Here is a 19,509-nt window from a genome sequence, read left to right as displayed (position 1 = left end):
CGCGAAGAACCCCTGTCGCGGAACTGCCCACCATGTCGAAAGCAAAAGCCGTCAAGAAAGTCGTGCTCGCCTATTCCGGCGGCCTTGATACCTCGATCATCCTGAAATGGCTGCAGACCGAGCTCGGCGCCGAGGTCGTGACCTTCACCGCCGATCTCGGCCAGGGTGGCGAACTGGAGCCGGCCAGGCGCAAGGCCGAGATGATGGGCATCAAGGACATCCGCATCGTCGATGTCCGCGAGGAGTTCGTATCCGATTTCGTCTTTCCGATGTTCCGCGCCAACGCTGTCTATGAAGGCACATATCTGCTCGGCACCTCGATCGCCCGGCCACTGATCTCGAAACATCTTGTCGAGATCGCCAGGGAGACCGGCGCCGATGCGATCGCGCATGGCGCCACCGGCAAAGGCAACGACCAGGTGCGTTTCGAGCTGTCGGCCTATGCGCTCAACCCCGACATCAAGGTGATCGCGCCGTGGCGCGATTGGTCGTTCAAGTCGCGGACCGATCTCATCAACTTCGCCGAGCAGCACCAGATCCCGGTGCCGAAGGACAAGAAGGGCGATGCGCCTTTCTCGGTCGACGCTAACCTGCTGCATTCGTCTTCCGAGGGCAAGGTGCTGGAGGACCCGTGGACGGAACCGCCGGAATTCGTCCACCAGCGCACCATCTCGCCGATGGACGCGCCGGACAAGGTCACCGAGATCGAGATCGAATTCCTCAAGGGCGATCCGATCGCGCTCAACGGCAAGAAGCTGTCGCCGGCGACGATGTTGGCGGCGCTGAACGATCTCGGCCGTGACAATGGCATCGGCCGGCTCGACCTGGTCGAGAACCGTTTCGTCGGCATGAAATCGCGCGGTGTCTACGAGACCCCCGGCGGCACCATCCTGATCGCCGCCCACCGGGCGATCGAATCGATCACGCTCGACCGCGGTGCCGCCCATCTCAAGGACGAGTTCATGCCGCGCTATGCCGAGCTCATCTACAATGGCTTCTGGTTCGCGCCCGAGCGGCTGATGTTGCAGGCGATGATCGACAAGAGCCAGGAAGACGTCGAAGGCACCGTGCGGCTGAAGCTCTACAAGGGCAACGTCATGGTCAGCGGCCGCAAGTCGAGGAAGACGCTCTATTCCGACGCGCTGGTCACCTTCGAGGACGACCGCGGCGCCTACGACCAGAAGGATGCAGAAGGTTTCATCCGCCTCAACGCGCTGAGGCTGCGGACACTGGCGGCGCGCAATCGCAAGGGTTGATATTCCCAACAGGCCCAATGCTTAGATGAGTTAGGAACCCGGTGAGGACACCGGGTTTTATTTGGCGTCTCTAATATAATAGAAGCCGCGATTTCAGATCGTTTCCTGTTTGACCTTTCCGTGATTTGATCTTACTTCTCGTGCGGGTCGGAGGGCTTTGACAGTGAAAAACAGACTTTTTCTTCTGCTTGCGGCGGTGGCCGTCTTTACCGCGGGTCAGTCCACGCAAGTGCCGGCGGGGCAAACATCCAAGGTCCATACTTGCAAAAGTTTTGACGGCCCCTTCCAGATTCCCGCTTCCCAGAAATGCCCGTTGAGCGGCTACGCGCAGGGTCCCAGAGTCCCGACGGTCATCGGGGACAAGCCAAAAGCGGCTACCCCGGCGCCGCGGAATTCCAAATTCCGTACCTGCAAAAGTTTTGACGGCCCCTTCCAGATTCCCATTTCCCAGAAATGCCCGTTGAGCGGCTACGTGCATTATTGAGCGTGATGTGCCCAGGCGCTTGGCCACGCTTGGAGCTGGTTTCCTGCCCGCGTTGGCTGTCCTGGCGAACTTGGCCGTCGCCAAAGCCAACGATGACCCCCCTCCCTCGACCTTCCCGCGCTGGTCGAGTGCAGGGCTGACGTTCCGACATATAGTGGTTTTGCCCTTTGGCTGACCGACCGCCCCGATGCGCCCGCAAAGCTCGGCTGGAACGACGTTTCTTCCGGCAATCCTTTCCTCAAGCAATATGAATTGCCGGCCCCGCTTCGCGTATTCGGGCGCGAAACGGCGTCCGTCGTCCTTACCGCGACCGGGCCGATGGCGGTGTTTGACGAAGTTTCCACGCCCGGGGCTTGGCCGGACTTTCGGTCGAATAGCGCAATTCCAGGAAAAGCGTGAAACGGTTTTCCGTCCGGGATTGCGTTAAAACAAAGCTCTAGACTAGGACGTAGACTCGTTACCGCGTAGCCAGATACGGACGGAGACGAGTTTGAGGGCAGCGAGGTAGTTTTGTCATATCGAGTTGCGATGCGACGGAACTGCTTGGCCTGGTTGAAGAAGCGTTCGACGAGGTTGCGGGCCTTGTAGAGGAAGGGGCTGAAGCACATCGGGTCCTTGCGGTTGGCCTTGGGCGGGATGTTGGCCCATGCCTTTTGCTCGGTGACGGCATTGCGCAACGCGTTGGCATCATAGCCCTTGTCGGCGAGCAGCATGGCACCCTCGGGCAAATCCTTGATAAGTCCGCTGCGTAGGCGATGTCACTCATTTGACCTGCCGTGAGCGTCAGCTTGATCGGCCTGCCTTCGGCGTCGACAAGAGCATGGATTTTGGTCGTCAGCCCGCCTCGGGAACGACCGAGACAATGATCTCGATTCCCCTTTTTGCCGTCGCACCCTGCTGATGGACGCGAACAATAGAGGTGTCGATCATCTGCACCGTGCCGTCATGGGCCTCGGTAATGGCGTCCATCAGCCGATCCCAGACACCTGCTATCCGCCATCGAACGAAGCGGTTGTAGCCAGTGGTGCGAGGCCCGTAGCGCTCGGGCAGATCGCGCCATGGCGCACCCGATCGCAGCACCCAGAAGATGCCGTTCAGCACCCGGCGGTCGTCTACGCGCGGCACGCCTCGCGGCTTGTTGGGCAACAGCGGCTCGATCGCCCGCCATTCGAAGTCGGTCAGATCGTATCGGCTCATGCCCTTATGAATCAGACCCCGCTCAAGTTTGGAACCAGCCAGTCGGCAAACGACCCAATGCGGACAGGACGGCTGCTCACACCTCACTTCCATGTTGGTGAGCTTCGTCCTCAACGAAAAGGTCGAGGCCCCAGCCAACACCGCAATCCGCGAGCACCCTCATCGCGGACGGCTCAAGCCAAATGCCGCACTGTACGTCGTAGGGCTGATAGAACCCGCCGTAGATAGTTATCTGCTTTGGCCGCACTTCCTGCCACAGCCGTGCGAAGGCCTCCTCCCGACCTCGCATCTGCTCGATCAGGTAGTTGACCGCATTCTCGTGCTCGGCCCCACTCCGGAGCCTTTGCCGCGGACCATCGAGGCTCCATCCATTCTTCTTGCGCGGGGAACCGTTACGCATCGGGTCGCCCTTGCGGACTATGCGTGTCGGTTCGAGGCTTAGGATCGCAGTCACCCCCTCGGGGTCCGCATCGAAATCAACGATCGAGAGCGAGATCATCGCCTGTCCTAGCTAGGTTCCAAAGGGCAAGGCAAGCCCTGCGCTGTTGCGAGACTCTTCATGCTCGCCTCGCGCTTCCAACCGAGCCCAGTCATTTTTGCGTTTATATCCTGTCAGTCGGCATCGATCGCCGTGGCCATGCGGGCGATGGCCTGTTGATAGACGCTCGCGGAATTCCAGCCAGCGATTGCGCCCATATTCGCCTGCGCACTCGCGCCGGCCCGCCAACCATGACTCTTGAGGAAGTTGGCGGTGGAAGCCAACGCAGTGCTCTTGTCGCGCAGATTTTTGTTTCCGACACCATACGTCAAAACATTTCCGGGCAGGAACTGCGTGTGGCCAATCTCGCCGTGCGCGGCACCGACCGACGAGGCGCTCAACGCTCCGCGATCAACCAGCTTCAGGGCCGCAATGGCATGCGGGTAGAAGAACTCCGGACGGCGACAGTCATAGGCCAGCGTTAAAATGGCGGAGACCGTATTCTGGTTGCCCATGGCGGAACCGAAGCCGGTCTCCATGCCCCAGATGGCGAGCAACACGCCCGGCGACACGCCGTAATTCCGTTCGATCTTGTCGAACAGCGCAGCATTGGCCTTCTTCAGCGCACGGCCCCTGGCAATGATCGCGGACGCGCCACGGCGCTTCATGAAAGCTTCCACCGAGCCGCTGAAAGCCTTATGGATGGCGCGGTCGACGGAGATCGTCTTTGTCGCGTAGGTTGCGCGAGCCAGAGCGGCCAGACCCTTCGAGCCGACACCGTCGGCCTTCGCCTCCGCGGCGAACTCCGGTTTCCATGCCTCGAAGCCGGCGCCGCTCTTGCCACAGCTGGCCGCCGCCTGCGCGCCCGTCGCCAGCGCAAGCACCGCCACCACCGTGGCCACTACAAACATCTTCCCCTTGGCAAGAAATGCCATGCTGCTCTCCTGGTTGCCTGAATCACGTTCCCTATTGCGAACTTGCCTGCGAAACACCTGCTTGTCACTGCCCCGGCGCCACGCCGATGCACTCAATACAGCAGGAACCTCAAATCCACCACACTGGCGGACGCCCGGGAATTTGCCTACGATCAAGTAATTATTGTGGCGGGGACAGAATAAGCATGGAAGACGTTGATGTCGTGATCATCGGCGGGGCGCTGAGCGGTTTGTGTGCTATGCGGCGGCGGCGGCCCGGCCGCTCGCAAGTGCGCGCCACGCTGATGCAGCCCGTGGCGGAAAAGATCTTCTTCGCCGGCGAGCATTTGGCCGGTCCGCTGATGCAGACCTGCGGCGGCGCCAGATTGTCGGGCGAGGCAGTGGCCAAGGAGGAGGTCGTCGCCCAGCTTGCGGCAAAATAGCATCAGCCGGCAGGAACGTCGGCAGCTGACAGGCGTTTGGCGTTCTCCTGCTCGTATCGTCCTCCGCATTTCGAATGATTTGAGACGCCAATGAAGCTTTTCGACTGCCCGCATTGCGACCACCGTCTCTATTTCGAGAACGCGCAATGCCTGAACTGCGCCAGCCTCGTGCTCTACGATCCCGAGCATGCGCGCTTCGCGCTGTCCGGCGCCGAGGTCTTCTATTGCACCAATGCCGACGAATGCGCCTGCAACTGGATGGCGGAGCCCGGCCACGCCTTCTGCCGCGCCTGTGCGCTGAACCAGCTGATCCCGGATCTGTCGGTCGACGGCAACCGCCGCCGCTGGATCCGTGTCGAGGCGGCAAAGAAGCGTGCCGTCTATTCGCTGCTCGCCTTCGGCCTGCCGGTCGCACCCAAGCAGGACGTTGGCGACGAGATCGGTCTCGCTTTCGATTTTCTTGCCGATCCGATCGGCGGCGGTCCGGGCGGCGAACGTATCCTGACCGGTCATGACAACGGCCGGATCACGCTCAACGTCGCCGAGGCGGATTCGGCAGAGCGCGAACGGCGGCGCGTCGAGATGGGCGAGAACTACCGCACGCTGCTCGGCCATTTCCGCCATGAGCTCGGCCATTATTACTGGGACCGCCTGATCCGCGACGATTCGCAAAAGCTTGCCGGTTTTCGCGCTTTGTTCGGCGACGAGCGCGCCGGCTACGAACAGGCGCTGAAGACCTATTATGCCGATGGCGCGCCGCCCGACTGGCAGCAGCGCCATATCTCGGCCTATGCGACGTCGCACCCATGGGAGGACTGGGCCGAGACATGGGCGCATCACATGCACATCACCGACACACTGGAGATGGTGCATGCCCTGAATTTCCCGCTCGGCCGGCTGGAAACCGTTGAAGCCAACGAGCTGCCGCGCGCCGATACCGGCGGCAAGTTGCAGCCGGCACCATCGGAACCCGCCGCCAGCCCAGAGCCCTTCGAAAGGATTCTCGACCGCTGGCTGGTGCTGTCGGAGGCGTCCAACTCGATCAACCGCTGCATGGGCCTGCCCGATCTCTATCCCTTCGTCATCTCGGACGTGGCGGCGCAAAAACTTGCTTTTGTTCACGAGCTTTTGACCGACCTGCCGAAAACGACTGGAACAAATCGTGAGCCGGCCGAAGCCTTTTAGCCGGAACGCATGCGGCTTTGCTTCGTTTTCCGTGCCAAGGGACTGTGAAACGGAGAGAAGACCATGAAACGCATATTGTTTCCGGCGGTGGCCGGAGCGCTCATAGCGATGTCGGGCTCTGCTTTGGCCGACACCGCCGTCTCGGCCATCACTGATCTCAATGTACGCGCCGGCCCCGGCCCGCAATATCCGGTGATCGGCGTGCTTGCGGCCGGCCAGTCGGCGACGCTCGACGGCTGCATCGCCAACAGCAAATGGTGCACCATCGCCGAGGCCAACGGCCAGGGCTGGGTCTATTCCGACTATGTGACGGCCGATTTCGGCGGCAGCCGTGTGGTCCTGACACAGCGTCCGGCCAGCGCCGACATTGCCGTCGTGACGCCGCCCGCCGATAGCGTCGAGTATTCCGACAGCTATACCGGAGCAATCGTCGCCGGCGAGGCGATCGAGCCTATCCGGAGACCGCCGGCCGAGATCCGTACCTATGTACGTACGCATCGGCTCGATCCGGTCTATCTCGAGGGTGAGGTGGTGACGGGCGCGACGTTGCCTGACACCGTCGAGCTGCGCGAGATTCCGGACTATGATTACCGTTACGTCTATGTGAACGGCCAGCCGGCACTGGTCGATCCGGGCAGCCGGCGTATCGTGTACGTCGTGCGCTGACGATACAAACAGGGCGGTCGCCCTGTAATGGCGGCCGCTCGCACTCCCGACATTGCCACAAGCCGGCATTGCCGCTGCAATACCGGTTTCCACATTGGGGCCGATGTTCTAGACCTTGCGAGCCGAAGCACCAGCCAGCGAGCCCGCGTGACGATCGACCCAACCGCCTTCCAACAGTACCGGCACACCGCCAACAACAAGACCACTTTGCCGCGGCTTCTGCTTGGAGCGGTGGTCGTCATCCTGTTCTGGCTCGGAACCACTGCCGCCGTGCTGTTCGGCGGCACCTATGCCTTTGCCGTTTGGCAGGCATCGTCTGGCACCGCCCCGCCAGGTGGGGGAGCGGTGCAGGATTTCATGGCCTCTCCTGCAGGCATCCTTGCGGCGCTGGCTTCATTTGCCGGAATCTGGCTCGGCCTTTGGGCTGCCATGCGCTGGATCCATCAAGAGAAGCTGACAGCCCTGATTGGCGTCAGCCGGCGCATTTCTTGGTCGGGGTTCCTGAAAGGACTGACCGCGGTGCTGATCACCTCGCTGCTTTCCGAGATCCTGCTTTATGGTTTGCAGCCCGACATCGCGCGCGGCGCGATCGGCCTGTCCGCGTGGCTTTTGTTCCTGATCCCGATCGCCGCCCTGACCTTTCTGCAGACCTCGTCGGAGGAGATGCTGTTTCGCGGTTATCTGCTCAGGGGCCTGGCGAGCCGGTTCCGGAACTCTTTCATCTGGGCGCTGCTGCCGGGATTGCTGTTCACCTCCCTGCACTGGAGCCCAGGTTCAAGCGCTGCCATCAATGCCTGCGTGCTGGCCTCGATCGCTGCCTTTGCGCTGCTGCTGACGCTTCTGGTCTATGCAACCGGCAATCTCGGTGCCGGCTTTGGCGCCCATCTCGGCAACAATCTGACCGGCTTCCTGCTGATTTCGCACCAGCAAAGCTATAATTCCTTCGCCCTGTTCAACGCCAAGCCGCTCGAAGCCGCGGGCTGGACGACTTCAGACGCCGTCCTCATCGCTTCGATCGGCATCGTCAGCAGCCTGTTGACCGTTCTGCTGCTTTTACATCCGCGCTCACCGCTGAAGGTCGAGCCGGATATGGCGCGCGCCGGCAGCGTGCGCTGATGTGCATTGCCTGGTCGTCCTGAGCTATTTGACGCAAAGCTTGACCAAAGCTTGACTCTGCGGCCGATTTCCTGTCTACACGCCGCGAATTCCGCGACGAGTATTCCTCCGAGCAAACCGACCGGGACGCCGAAACCTCTTTGAGGTGAAGTGCCGTAAATCGATCCCGGAGGCCAACACCCGGCAGCGCTGTGCGCCCCCGGGTGCTTTTTGGCTTTGGGCTTTGCCCGGACCGGCTTTTGCTTGGACAGTTGGCGCGAACGCATTACCTCTCGGGCATCATCCAGGTGCCAGGGAAAAGGAAAAAGAATGTTTGAATCGCTACAGGAACGCACAAGAGGCGTGGAGGGCCTTCGGCCCGACAGGGGTCAAAATGAATCCAAGGCGCTGTCGCGCGGCGGGTTGACCAATGTTTGAGTCCCTGCAAGAGCGCCTTGGTTCGATCCTGAACGGCCTCACCGGCCGCGGCGCCTTGTCGGAGGCTGATGTCTCGGCGGCGCTGCGCGAGGTGCGCCGTGCGTTGCTCGAGGCCGACGTGGCGCTGGAAGTGGTGCGTTCCTTCACCGACAAGGTGCGCGAGAAGGCCGTCGGCGCCGCCGTGGTCAAGTCGATCAAGCCCGGCCAGATGGTCGTCAAGATCGTCCATGACGAGCTGGTCGAGATGCTCGGCGCCGAGGGCGTCGCCATCGACCTCAATGCACCGGCTCCGGTCGTCATCATGATGGTCGGCTTGCAGGGTTCCGGCAAGACGACGACCTCGGCCAAGATCGCCAGGCGCCTCGCCGACCGTCAAAACAAGAAAGTCTTGATGGCCTCGCTCGACACGCGGCGTCCCGCCGCGCAAGAGCAGCTCCGCCAGCTCGGCGAGCAGGTCAAGGTCGCCACATTGCCGATCGTCGCCGGCCAGACGCCGGTCGATATCGCCCGCCGCGCCGTGCAGGCGGCCAAGCTCGGCGGCCATGACGTCGTCATCCTCGACACCGCCGGCCGCACCCATATCGACGAGCCGTTGATGGTCGAGATGGCCGACATCAAGAAGATGTCGTCGCCGCACGAGATCCTGCTGGTCGCCGATTCGCTGACCGGCCAGGACGCCGTCAATCTGGCAAAAAGCTTCGACGAGCGCGTCGGCATCACCGGCCTCGTGCTGACCCGCATGGACGGCGACGGCCGCGGTGGTGCGGCGCTCTCGATGCGCGCCGTCACCGGTAAGCCGATCAAGCTGATCGGCACCGGCGAAAAAATGGACGCGCTGGAGGAATTCCACCCCAAGCGCATCGCCGACCGCATCCTCGGCATGGGCGACATCGTCAGCCTCGTCGAAAAAGCGGCCGAGAACATCGACGCCGAACAGGCCGCGGCGATGGCCAGGAAGATGCAGTCGGGCAAGTTCGACCTGAACGACCTCGCCGGCCAGCTTCAGCAAATGTCGAAAATGGGTGGCATGGGTGGCATCATGGGCATGATGCCCGGCATGGGCAAGATGAAGGACCAGATGGCCGCCGCCGGGCTCGACGACAAGATGTTCGGTCGCCAGCTCGCCATCATCTCGTCGATGACCAAGGCCGAGCGTGCCAACCCCGATATTCTGAAGCACTCGCGCAAGAAGCGCATCGCCGCCGGCTCGGGTACCGACGCGGCCGAAATCAACAAACTGTTGAAGATGCATCGCGGCATGGCCGACATGATGAAGGCGATGGGCGGCAAGGGCAAAGGCGGCGGCCTGATGCGCGGCATGATGGGCGGCCTCGCTTCCAAGATGGGGCTCGGCGGCATGATGCCTGGCGGCCCAGGCGGTCCCGGAGGCGGCATGATGGGCGGCGGCATGCCGGACCTCTCCAAGATGGACCCCAAGCAGCTCGAAGCCTTGCAGAAGCAGGCGCAGGCGGCCGGGCTCGGCGGCATGAAGGGCCTGCCCGGTGGTCTTCCCGGTGGCGGTGGCCTGCCTGGGCTGCCCGGCGGCATGAAACTTCCCGGCCTGCCGGGCGGTGGCGGGCTGCCAATGCTTGGCAAGAATGGCCTCGGCAAGAAGAAGTGAGGGCGCCATGAACGAAGAGAAGGACATGGCGGACGCGCGTGCGGCGCTGGCCAATTATCGCGCCTCGATCGACAATATCGACGCGGCGCTGATCCACATGCTGGCCGAGCGCTTCCGCTGCACCAAGGCAGTCGGCGTGCTGAAGGCGGAACATGGCCTGCCGCCTGCCGACCCGGCGCGCGAGCAGGAGCAGATCGCCCGTCTTCGCCAACTGGCGAAGGACGCCCATCTCGACCCGGATTTCGCGGAGAAATTCCTGAACTTCGTCGTCCGCGAAGTGATCCGCCATCACGAGCAGATCGCCGCATCCAACGGCGTAGCGAAAACCGGCTGAGGATTAGCCACCAACCGATCAACCAAATCAGAGCTTTTAGGAGAAAAGAAATGCCACTGAAAATCCGATTGGCCCGTGCGGGCTCGAAGAAGCGTCCCTATTACCATGTCGTCGTCGCCGACGCGCGTTCGCCGCGCGACGGCCGTTTCATCGAGTCGCTCGGCTCGTGGAATCCGCTGCTGCCCAAGGACGGCGAACGCGTCAAGGTCGACGCCGAGCGCGTCAAGCATTGGCTGTCGCATGGCGCCCAGCCGACCGACCGCGTGCTGCGCTTCCTCGATGAAGCCGGCATCGCCAAGCGCGAAGCGCGCGCCAACCCGAAAAAGGCCGAGCCCGGCAAGAAGGCGCAGGAGCGCGCAGCCTTGCTGAAGAAGGCGCAGGAAGATGCCGCCGCGGCCGTTGCCGCCGCCGCAGCCGCGCCGGCCGAGGCGGAAGCCGCCAGCGCCGAATAAATCATCTCCACAACCGCGAAACGGCGGGCCCTGCCCGCCGTTTTGCTATTGCATCCATATGATGCGGCCCGATCAATAGCCTTCCGGGCAACTCGCAACGTAGACACGACCGTTACGATCGCGATAACGGCATTGGCCGCTTTCGCTGGCACGGCCGATCAGTGCACCGGCCAAAGCGCCGGCCGCACCGCCGATCACCGCGCCCTTGGTCGGGTTGCCGGCCACAGCAGCGCCGACCGCCGCACCGCCCAGGCCACCAACTGCCGCGCCTTGCTCAGTACGGGAGCAGGCACCGAGCGGGACCAGCAAGGCCATCAAGATCATCACCTTTTTCATTGTCGTTCCTCTCCAACAGGGTGCCGTCCTCGCCGCTGCACCCCCTAACTCGCAACCAGGCGATTTGATCCAAAGAAGAAGATCGGCTGCCGCCCGGCGGCGCTCAATTTGATCCAAAGAGTAGAAAGGCGGCGGCAGACCGCGCCCGCTCTGGCAGCGTGGCCACCATCGAACGGCTTTCGATGTCGCCGCTATTGGCTAAACGGGAACAACGCGCGCACCCTTGGATCGCGCAGATACAGGCCACCCCAGAGGACGGCGCCGAGATAGACGCCGAACAGTATGTGCGAGAACAAAGGGCTGCCGATACGCACATGCGTGGCGACGGCGCCGCCGAGATAAGCGGTGAGCAGGATGGCGCCGAGCACCGAGGTGCGTGGCAGCGCGTAAAGCGCTGTCGAGACCAATCCAATGGTGCCGAGCATGCGCGAGACATTGGCATCGGCCGGCCAGCCGAGCTGCACCATGGTCTGGGTGACGATTTCGAGCGGCGGTAGCTTGATGACGCCGTCGAAGATCATGAACAGCACGATGACGGCGCTGAGCACGCGGCCGGCCCACAGGGCACGCGGTGAGACGGGTGCTGCCTGAGACATGGTCATTATGTTCCCTCCGGTCGTTGTGAGCACTGGCTCCTTCGCCAGCTCGAACCAAGGACGCGGCCCATGACGGCGATCCGACACGCCTCCAGCTCTTTTTCACTCCGGGGGACGGCGACCTCGGATGTACAAGTTCAGCCGGCAACGAACCTGGTCAAGTCCACCTTGCGAGGTGAGATGGAGGGCGTTATTGAAAATCCGTAGGGGTGTCTGCCGACGCTCGACGGCAGCCGCCGCCTGATCGCACAACGAAAAGCAACCGATGGCCGGAGAGACCGACCTGAAACAGTTGCTGGCGGCAATGACGCCGGAATTGCTTGCCGGCGTTCATGTCTTCACCACGTTGCCACCCGATGCGCCCGCTCCCGACAGGCTCCACCCGGTGATGCTATTTCGCGAGCGCGAGGGCACGACGCTGATCGTGCTTGAAGACCATGCCAAGGCCGCTGGACTGAAAACCGTGTTCCGCTGCCGGATGCTGACGCTGAACATCCATTCGTCGCTGGAAGCGGTCGGCTTCCTCGCCGCCATCACCGCGCGGCTGGCCACCGCCGGCATCGGCGTCAATCCGGTCTCGGCCTTCTACCACGATCATCTGTTCGTGCCCGCCGACCGGGCGGCGGAGGCGCTGGAGTTGCTGTTGGACCTAGCGGAGGAGAACCGGCTGTGACGCCGGCGCCTTGCTGCCTATTTGAGACGCCTGCGCTGCCCCTCATACGCCTGCCGGAACCTTCCCCCCGTGAACGGCGAGAAGGGCGCAAAACGGCCGAAGGCCGAGCCTGCGACCGCAGGCCGCCGGTCGTCCGGCGCCCCCGCGGAGGCCAGCCGCGTAGCGGCGATACGGCCGTGAGCGAAACAACCGCCGAAGGCCGAGCCCGCGACTGCGGGCCGCCGGTCGTCCGGCGCCCCCGCGGAGGCCAGCCGCGCTAGCGGCGATAGGGCCGTGAGCGAACTATGCCGCCTTCTTCTTCGGCTGGATCAGCCCGCGCTCGACCAGCAGCTCGGCGATCTGCACCGCATTGAGTGCCGCGCCCTTGCGCAGATTGTCGGAGACGATCCACATCGACAGGCCGTTGTCGATGGTCGAGTCCTCGCGGATGCGCGAGATGAAGGTGGCGTCCTCGCCGGCCGATTCCAGCGGCGTGATGTAGCCGCCGTCCTCGCGCTTGTCGATGACCTGGCAGCCCGGCGCCTCGCGCAGGATCTCGCGCGCCTCATCGGCGGTGATCGGCTTCTCGAACTCGATGTTGACCGCTTCCGAATGGCCGATGAACACCGGCACGCGCACGCAGGTCGCCGTCAGCTTGATCTTCGGGTCGAGCATCTTCTTGGTCTCGGCCACCATCTTCCACTCTTCCTTGGTGAAGCCGTCGTCGAGGAAGACGTCGATATGCGGGATGACGTTGAAGGCGATACGCTTGGTGAATTTCTTGACGTCGACCTGGTCTGCGACAAACACCGCGCGCGTCTGCGTGAACAATTCGTCCATGCCTTCCTTGCCGGCGCCGGAGACCGACTGGTAGGTGGCGACGACGACGCGCTTGATGGTGGCCGCGTCATGCAGCGGCTTCAGCGCCACGACCAGCTGCGCCGTCGAGCAGTTCGGGTTGGCAATGATGTTCTTGCGCGTGAACAGCGAGATCGCATCCGGGTTCACTTCCGGAACGATCAGCGGCACGTCCTGGTCGTAGCGGAAGGCCGACGAATTGTCGATGACGACGCAGCCCTGCTTGCCGATCTTCGGCGACCATTCCTTGGAGACGTTGCCGCCGGCCGACATGATGCAGATGTCGGTGTCGGAAAAATCATATTGGTCGAGCGCCCTGACCTTCAGCGTGCGGTCGCCGAACGACACTTCCGTGCCCTGGCTGCGCCGCGAGGCCAGCGCCACCACCTCGCTCACCGGAAAGCCGCGTTCCTCCAATATGTTGAGCATTTCCCGGCCCACATTGCCCGTGGCGCCGACGATCGCAACCTTGAAACTCATCGAAATCTCCTGTCCCTCTCCGCTCGGTTTCTGGAGAAAACCCGCCGGCCGATGCGGGTTTCAACCCCCGGGCCGGACCCGGGAGAGGGTGGTTAGGCCAAGGGAATCAGACCGTTTTGGTGGTCGTTTTGCCGGTTTTTTTGAGCAAGAACGTGATTTTGCTGGAACGAGGAGACGCAGCGACGCGCCCGGCCCAATGGTTCGCATTGGGGCCGGGGATGTCGAAGGCAGAAAGCGCCATCAAAAGGCCGCGCATCGAAAACTATCCCGTTCGGTGCCGGCTTTTACGCGGTTTACGTCTAGAGTCAATCGCAAGCAGGCCGACCCGCCCGCCCTGTACAATGACGGCGGCACCAAGTACGAACGAGCATCGTCTGGCTCGTGGCGCCCGTCTGTGGGCGCTTGCCGACATTTGACCCGTCGCCGGGTATTCAGAATCCGAATTTCGAAAGAGCAAGATGTCCAACTTCGAAGCTATTGTTCCCGCGCTGGCAAAGGCGCTGGAAAAACGCGGCTATGTCGAGCTGACGCCGGTGCAGAACGCCGTTCTCGAGCTTGGCCAGGCCGATGCGCTGGTTTCGGCCCAGACCGGCTCCGGCAAGACCGTCGCCTTCGGTCTGGCTTTGGCGCCGACCCTTCTCGATGGCGCGGAGCGCTTTTCCCACGCGGCGGCACCCCTGGCGCTGGCCGTGGCGCCGACGCGGGAGTTGGCCCTGCAGGTAACGCGCGAGCTGGAATGGCTCTACGAACTGACCGGCGCCACGGTGGCGTCCTGCGTCGGCGGCATGGACATGCGCACCGAACGGCGCGCACTGGAGCGCGGCGCCCATATCGTCGTGGGCACGCCCGGCCGCCTGCGCGATCACATCACCCGCAATTCGCTCGACATGTCGGCGCTCAAGGCAGTGGTGCTCGACGAGGCCGACGAGATGCTCGATCTCGGCTTTCGCGAGGATCTGGAATTCATCCTCGATGCCGCGCCCGCCGACCGCCGCACGCTGATGTTTTCCGCGACCGTGCCGCGCTCCATCGCCACGCTGGCCAAGGGCTACCAGCGCGATGCTGTGCGCATCTCGGCCTCCGGCGAGGAAAAGCAGCATCTCGACATCGAATACCGGGCGCTGAGCGTCGCCCAGGCGGACCGCGAAAACGCCATCATCAACGTGCTGCGCTATTACGAGGCCAAGAACGCGCTGGTGTTCTGCAACACGCGCGCCGCCGTCAACCATCTGACGGCACGCTTCAACAACCGCAACTTTTCCGTCGTGGCGCTGTCCGGCGAGCTTAGCCAGAACGAGCGCAGCCACGCGCTGCAGGCGATGCGCGACGGCCGCGCCAAGGTCTGCATCGCCACCGACGTCGCGGCACGCGGCATCGACCTGCCCAATCTCGAGCTGGTGATCCATGCCGACCTGCCGACCAACCCGGAAACGCTCCTGCACCGAAGCGGACGCACGGGTCGTGCGGGACGCAAGGGCGTCAGCGCGCTGATCGTGCCCAATAGTGCCCGCAGGCGCACCGAGCGGCTGCTGCAAAGTGCCGGCCTTGCGGCAACCTGGGCGAGCCCGCCGTCGGCCGACGACGTGATACGGCGCGACGATGAGCGCATTCTCGCTGATCCGGTCTTCAGCGAGCCTATGAAGGATGAGGAGCGCGGCTTCGTCGAGGCGCTTCTCGATCAGCACGGGCCCGAACGGGTTGCCGCCGCCTTCGTGCGGATGTGCCGCTCCAGCCACTCGGCGCCGGAAGATCTTCTCGACGTGGCACCGTTCACGCCGTCGGGCGAAAAATTTGCCCGCCGGGACGAGGCACCGAGCCGCCGCGACGATTTCGGCGACAGCGTCTGGTTCTCGCTGTCGGTCGGACGCCTGCAGAATGCGGAGCCACGCTGGCTGATCCCGATGCTGTGCCGGACAGGCGGCATTTCCAAGCGCGAGATCGGCGCCATCAAGATGCAGCAGGAGGAAACCTTCGTGCAGATCGCGGCGGACTGGGCCGAGCGTTTCCTCGCTGCGATCGGCCCCGACCGGAAGCTGCAGGGCAACATTGCGGTCAAGCGGTTGGACGGCACGCCGGATTTGTCGCGGGCCGGCTATCAGGAACCACGACCCGACAAGAAGCCGCACCGCGGCAAGCGCACCTTCGATCAGAACACGCCCAAATTCGAGAAGCGCGCACCGGCCGACCAGCGCCCGGCATTCGAGGCGAAGCCCTGGGGCGGGAAACCGGCCAAGGCGAAGTTCGAAGGCGGACCTGCGAAACACAAGAAATCGAAGAAACGGCCGGGGTAAATAGCCAGAACTCTCCATTTCCGCACGCCTCTTGCGGTCTGCCGGAACTTTGCACAGTCTGGGGCGGGGAAATGGGGGTGGGCAGGACATGCGCGGCGAAGTTCTTCATTACGACGAAGACCAGGGTTTCGGCTTCATCACCGGAGCCGACGGCAACCGCTACACTTTGGCGCGCGAAGATTTGCGCCGCGAAGCATCGGTTGCCGGAGGTACGACCGTCGAATTCCAGCCGGCTGGCGGACGGGCACGCGATGTTTTTTCGATCCGCGCCCAACCTGCCAGTGCGCCCGCCGACGCCTCCACTGCAACCGCCGCCCCAACTCAGGCCGGCAATGCGCCCGCGGCACGTCAGCCGCAACATTTCGGCCGTTCCGCTGAACAAAGTCCGGCTGAATCGGCTGGCCTGTGGAGCTACTTCTGGTGGGGTCTGACCGAGAATTACTTCAACTTCGCCGGCCGTGCCCGCCGCAAGGAGTATTGGGGCTATTGTCTGTTCTGGACGATCGCGCTGATCGTGGTCATAGGACTCGGCGTCTTTATCGACGACGCCATGGGCAATCTCGACAACAGTGAATTGCCGGCAGTGACGGTCGGCCTTTCCGGTCTCTTCCTGCTGGCGACAGCCCTGCCGTGGTTCGGGCTCAACGTGCGTCGCCTGCACGATACCGGCCTGACCGGCTGGCTCTTCCTGCTTTTCCTGATCCCGACCTTCGGCACCGTGATCATCCTGATCTTTGCGCTGATCCCGACGCAGCCGCGCGTAAACCAGTGGGGTCCGGTGCCGGAGGGGATCAAGACCGCATAACCTCACCTGAGTTGGTTCTGCTAAAGCTGCTTGTGTTCGCTCAAGGCGATGCGTTCGATGATCTTGAAGTCCTTCGCGGAATGACCACGAAGGGTCTTCTTGTGGGTCTGGATCGTTTCCGTCCCGACAACCTCGAATGTGGACCCTTCATAGGCGATTTCGCAGTCGACCACCCTATCCGGCCAAAGCCAGATCAAGAGACACAACTCGTATTGATCGGGAATGGCTTCTAGCAGGTAGAAATCGCTCTTTTCGACCTGATATCGGTCGCAGATGAACTGCAGCAATGGCGCGAGGTGTTGATCGCCGCGAAACTCAGCCTGGCGTTGGTGCTCGCCGAGAAGATCCCTTTCAATGGCGCGCTGCACCTCACCCATACACCTGTCACCCCAAAAATTTGGCGATGATCGCGTCGCCCATCTCGGTCGTGCCGACCTCGGTCATCCCCGGCGAATGAATATCCCTGGTACGCAAGCCCTGATCGAGCACGGCGGCGATCGCGCCTTCCAGCCGGTCGGCCTCTTCAACCATGCCAAAGGAATAGCGCATGCACATGGCGAAGGAGGCGATCATGGCGATCGGATTGGCGATGCCCTTGCCGGCGATGTCGGGCGCCGAGCCGTGCACCGGCTCGTAGAGCGCCTTGCGCTTCTTGGTCTTGACATCAGGTGCGCCGAGCGAGGCCGACGGCAGCATGCCGATCGAGCCGGTCAGCATGGCGGCGATGTCGGACAGCATGTCGCCGAACAGATTGTCGGTGACGATGACGTCGAACTGCTTCGGCCAGCGCACCAACTGCATGCCGCCGGCATCGGCCAACATGTGATCGAGCTTGACGTCGGCATACCTGGCCTTGTGCGTCTGGGTGACGACCTCGTTCCACAGCACGCCAGATTTCATCACATTGCGCTTTTCCATCGAGGTGACGTGGTTCTTGCGCGTGCGTGCCAACTCGAAGGCAACGCCCGAAATGCGCTCGATCTCGAATGTGTCGTAGACTTGGGTGTCGATGCCGCGCTTCTGGCCGTTGCCGAGATCGATGATCTGCTTCGGCTCGCCGAAATAGACGCCGCCGGTGAGCTCGCGCACGATGAGGATATCGAGACCTTCGACCACCTCCTGCTTGAGCGAGGAGGACGCCGCCAGTGCCGGATAGCAGATTGCCGGCCTGAGATTGGCAAACAGCTCCATGTCCTTGCGCAGCCGCAGCAGACCCGCCTCCGGGCGCACCTCGTAAGGCACGGCATCCCATTTCGGCCCGCCGACGGCGCCGAACAGCACCGCGTCAGCCGCCATTGCCTTGGCCATGTCGGCATCGGAAATTGCCGCGCCATGTGCGTCGTAAGCGCAACCGCCGACAAGGCCCTCGTCGGTGGCGAAATCGCTGCCGAGGCTGTCGTTCATGCCGGCGATCAATTTCTTCACCTCGGCCATCGCCTCGGGGCCGATACCGTCGCCGGCAAGCAGGAGAAGATTTTTCGAAGCCATGAGAACCGTCCTGATTGTGTCGTGAGCCGCGGCCTTGCTAAACGCCAAGCGGCCGGCGCGCAAGCCTGCGGTTCAGAGCATCGGACCCAAAAGTGGAAACCGGTTTTGGGAAAATCCGATGCTCAAGACAAAATGCCTAGAGATGCGAAAGGATATTGACCAGCCTGCCGAACGGGTCGCGTACGAAGAAGCGACGCACGCCCCAGGGTTCGTCCGCCGGACCGTATTCGATGGCAAAGCCGGCCGTCCTCATGCTTTCAAGCGCGGCATCGACGTCGTCGACTTCGATAGAGATGTCCGGCACCGGCGTTCCTGATCCCCCTTCGGCCATGAAACTGACCTGCACGGACATCGTCTCTTGCGAGCCGTAGGTAGCGATCCAGCCCATATCCATCTTGAGATCGAGGCCGAGCACATCCTGATAGAAGGGTTTTGCCGCCGCGATATCCTGCGTGTCTATGTTTGCAACGATGCGCCTGACCTTCGCCATGGGCCGATCCTCGTGCTAACCGTGTCGTTGTCGCAACCGTGACAGGCATCAGGCTGTGCGCCGCAGCGCCGTCACCTCGATCTCGATCTTCATCTCCGGCTTGTTGAGCTGACACACGATCATCGTTGCCGCCGGCCTGATCTCGCCAAAGACCTCGCCGAGGATCGGGAACACCACATCCACGAAAGCCGCATCGGTAATATAGTAATGTGCCCGCACCACATCGGCCATCTCGAAGCCGCCGTCCCCGAGCGCCTTGGCGATCGTCGCCAAGCAATTGCGCGTTTGTGCCTCTACGGTCTCCGGCATCGACATGGTCGCATAATCGTAGCCGGTCGTTCCGGACACGAAACACCAGTCGCCCTGCACCACGGCGCGCGAATAGCCGGCGGTCTTCTCGAAGGGCGAACCGGTGGAGATCAGTTTTCGCATGGCTTCCTCGCAGTGGTTGCGGCCATCCTGAAGGTATAGGGTCCACCCGGCCATGGGCCAGAGGCAACCGATTGTTGTTACGACGTGGAAAGCGCAGACCTCGGAGATTGGCCAGAACATCTCTCCAGCCGTCATCCTGGGGCGAAGCAAGGAGCGAAGCGACGCGGCGCAGACCCCAGGATCCATATGTGGACGGCGCCCTGCCTGCAACGGTTGTTTTGCGTCGTTTTCGATCGCTTGCGTCCATATGTCCGGCCTTTGAGCACGGTCCTTGCGGCCGCTGGCCAAGGTGGGGTTCGCGACGCCCGTTCCAATCATGCCAGCGGTTTCGTTGGCCAATGGATCCCTCGGAGTTTCGCGCGTCACGGATCGATCGATCACGCCATCTTCCTTCCGTTGCAAGAGCTTGTGTTCGGTGTTCCTCCGTTGCGGGCTATCCGGGCATGTCAGCGCCGTGCTGAGCCGCGGTCAGGGCTGGCCGCAGGCCACCGCCGTAGGCGGCGCGAAGCGGCCTTGAG

Annotated in this window: 22 protein-coding genes and 1 pseudogene; 12 read left to right on the top strand and 11 right to left on the bottom strand. The window is 62.8% G+C overall.

What is annotated here, in order from left to right:
- Positions 1–32: 32 nt before the first annotated feature.
- Positions 33–1,256, top strand: coding sequence for an argininosuccinate synthase (locus NKI39_RS13630; RefSeq protein ID WP_352770308.1), 1,224 nt, complete (start codon positions 33–35; stop codon positions 1,254–1,256).
- A gap of 163 nt (positions 1,257–1,419) precedes the next feature.
- Positions 1,420–1,740 (top strand): hypothetical protein, encoded by a 321-nt coding sequence (locus tag NKI39_RS13625; protein ID WP_352748999.1) that lies wholly within the window; start codon positions 1,420–1,422, stop codon positions 1,738–1,740.
- A gap of 441 nt (positions 1,741–2,181) precedes the next feature.
- Here NKI39_RS13625 and NKI39_RS13620 read toward each other — a convergent pair.
- The 3 genes and pseudogenes from NKI39_RS13620 to NKI39_RS13610 form a co-directional block, all read right to left on the bottom strand.
- Positions 2,182–2,937, bottom strand: a pseudogene (locus tag NKI39_RS13620) (IS5 family transposase).
- A gap of 76 nt (positions 2,938–3,013) precedes the next feature.
- Entirely contained in the window at positions 3,014–3,436 is a 423-nt protein-coding gene (locus NKI39_RS13615; RefSeq protein ID WP_352832335.1) for a DUF4279 domain-containing protein, read from the bottom strand.
- Between the two features lie 113 nt (positions 3,437–3,549).
- On the bottom strand, positions 3,550–4,350 hold the full coding sequence (locus tag NKI39_RS13610) for a lytic murein transglycosylase (RefSeq protein ID WP_352470839.1): 801 nt from the start codon (positions 4,348–4,350) through the stop codon (positions 3,550–3,552).
- 185 nt (positions 4,351–4,535) lie between these two features.
- Between NKI39_RS13610 and NKI39_RS13605 the strand changes: the two genes are divergently transcribed.
- The 7 genes from NKI39_RS13605 to rpsP all read left to right on the top strand — a co-directional run bounded on the left by NKI39_RS13605 (position 4,536) and on the right by rpsP (position 10,563).
- Positions 4,536–4,772, top strand: coding sequence for a hypothetical protein (locus NKI39_RS13605; protein WP_352832332.1), 237 nt, complete (start codon positions 4,536–4,538; stop codon positions 4,770–4,772).
- A gap of 90 nt (positions 4,773–4,862) precedes the next feature.
- Positions 4,863–5,957, top strand: a complete 1,095-nt coding sequence (locus NKI39_RS13600) for a zinc-binding metallopeptidase family protein (protein ID WP_352832331.1) — start codon at positions 4,863–4,865, stop codon at positions 5,955–5,957.
- A gap of 63 nt (positions 5,958–6,020) precedes the next feature.
- Positions 6,021–6,623: a DUF1236 domain-containing protein gene (locus NKI39_RS13595; protein ID WP_292664090.1), complete on the top strand. Its 603-nt coding sequence runs from the start codon at positions 6,021–6,023 to the stop codon at positions 6,621–6,623.
- Between the two features lie 147 nt (positions 6,624–6,770).
- Positions 6,771–7,739 (top strand): CPBP family intramembrane glutamic endopeptidase, encoded by a 969-nt coding sequence (locus NKI39_RS13590; RefSeq protein WP_352832330.1) that lies wholly within the window; start codon positions 6,771–6,773, stop codon positions 7,737–7,739.
- Positions 7,740–8,148: 409 nt separating this feature from the next.
- Entirely contained in the window at positions 8,149–9,777 is a 1,629-nt protein-coding gene (gene ffh / locus NKI39_RS13585) for a signal recognition particle protein (RefSeq protein ID WP_352541973.1), read from the top strand.
- A gap of 7 nt (positions 9,778–9,784) precedes the next feature.
- Positions 9,785–10,111, top strand: coding sequence for a chorismate mutase (locus tag NKI39_RS13580; RefSeq protein ID WP_352450211.1), 327 nt, complete (start codon positions 9,785–9,787; stop codon positions 10,109–10,111).
- 50 nt (positions 10,112–10,161) lie between these two features.
- On the top strand, positions 10,162–10,563 hold the full coding sequence (gene rpsP / locus NKI39_RS13575; protein ID WP_352450212.1) for a 30S ribosomal protein S16: 402 nt from the start codon (positions 10,162–10,164) through the stop codon (positions 10,561–10,563).
- A gap of 72 nt (positions 10,564–10,635) precedes the next feature.
- Here rpsP and NKI39_RS13570 read toward each other — a convergent pair whose 3' ends face one another.
- Both NKI39_RS13570 and NKI39_RS13565 read right to left on the bottom strand, forming a co-directional pair.
- Positions 10,636–10,899 (bottom strand): YMGG-like glycine zipper-containing protein, encoded by a 264-nt coding sequence (locus tag NKI39_RS13570; protein ID WP_023680734.1) that lies wholly within the window; start codon positions 10,897–10,899, stop codon positions 10,636–10,638.
- A 191-nt stretch (positions 10,900–11,090) separates the two neighbouring features.
- Entirely contained in the window at positions 11,091–11,501 is a 411-nt protein-coding gene (locus tag NKI39_RS13565; protein WP_023680735.1) for a DoxX family protein, read from the bottom strand.
- Between the two features lie 259 nt (positions 11,502–11,760).
- On the opposite strand from NKI39_RS13565, the gene NKI39_RS13560 reads away from it, so the two are divergent.
- Complete coding sequence (locus NKI39_RS13560; RefSeq protein ID WP_352832326.1) at positions 11,761–12,168, top strand: ACT domain-containing protein; 408 nt, start codon at positions 11,761–11,763, stop codon at positions 12,166–12,168.
- Positions 12,169–12,450: 282 nt separating this feature from the next.
- Here the strand turns inward: NKI39_RS13560 and NKI39_RS13555 are convergent, their stop codons facing one another.
- The gene (locus NKI39_RS13555) at positions 12,451–13,485 is read right to left on the bottom strand and encodes an aspartate-semialdehyde dehydrogenase (protein WP_023680535.1); all 1,035 of its coding nucleotides are present in this window, start codon (positions 13,483–13,485) and stop codon (positions 12,451–12,453) included.
- A 106-nt stretch (positions 13,486–13,591) separates the two neighbouring features.
- Positions 13,592–13,741 carry a hypothetical protein gene (locus NKI39_RS13550; protein ID WP_352450216.1) on the bottom strand — a complete coding sequence of 50 codons (150 nt, stop codon included), beginning with the start codon at positions 13,739–13,741 and terminating at the stop codon, positions 13,592–13,594.
- 202 nt (positions 13,742–13,943) lie between these two features.
- Between NKI39_RS13550 and NKI39_RS13545 the strand changes: the two genes are divergently transcribed.
- The gene (locus tag NKI39_RS13545) at positions 13,944–15,776 is read left to right on the top strand and encodes a DEAD/DEAH box helicase (RefSeq protein WP_352832323.1); all 1,833 of its coding nucleotides are present in this window, start codon (positions 13,944–13,946) and stop codon (positions 15,774–15,776) included.
- Between the two features lie 88 nt (positions 15,777–15,864).
- Entirely contained in the window at positions 15,865–16,581 is a 717-nt protein-coding gene (locus NKI39_RS13540; protein WP_352832321.1) for a DUF805 domain-containing protein, read from the top strand.
- Positions 16,582–16,601: 20 nt separating this feature from the next.
- On the opposite strand, the gene NKI39_RS13535 is transcribed toward NKI39_RS13540, so the two are convergent.
- The 4 genes from NKI39_RS13535 to NKI39_RS13520 form a co-directional block, all read right to left on the bottom strand.
- Positions 16,602–16,958, bottom strand: a complete 357-nt coding sequence (locus tag NKI39_RS13535; protein ID WP_352832318.1) for a hypothetical protein — start codon at positions 16,956–16,958, stop codon at positions 16,602–16,604.
- A gap of 7 nt (positions 16,959–16,965) precedes the next feature.
- Positions 16,966–18,069, bottom strand: a complete 1,104-nt coding sequence (gene leuB / locus NKI39_RS13530; RefSeq protein WP_352541965.1) for a 3-isopropylmalate dehydrogenase — start codon at positions 18,067–18,069, stop codon at positions 16,966–16,968.
- A gap of 136 nt (positions 18,070–18,205) precedes the next feature.
- Entirely contained in the window at positions 18,206–18,559 is a 354-nt protein-coding gene (locus NKI39_RS13525; protein ID WP_352470852.1) for a VOC family protein, read from the bottom strand.
- A 48-nt stretch (positions 18,560–18,607) separates the two neighbouring features.
- Positions 18,608–18,991, bottom strand: a complete 384-nt coding sequence (locus tag NKI39_RS13520; protein ID WP_352450222.1) for a RidA family protein — start codon at positions 18,989–18,991, stop codon at positions 18,608–18,610.
- Between the last annotated feature and the right edge of the window lie 518 nt (positions 18,992–19,509).

This window comes from Mesorhizobium sp. M0664, from assembly GCF_040320565.1.
GTDB lineage: Bacteria > Pseudomonadota > Alphaproteobacteria > Rhizobiales > Rhizobiaceae > Mesorhizobium.
The sequence above is the reverse complement of the archived record's forward strand: the minus strand, read 5'-3'. Positions and strand labels throughout refer to the sequence as shown.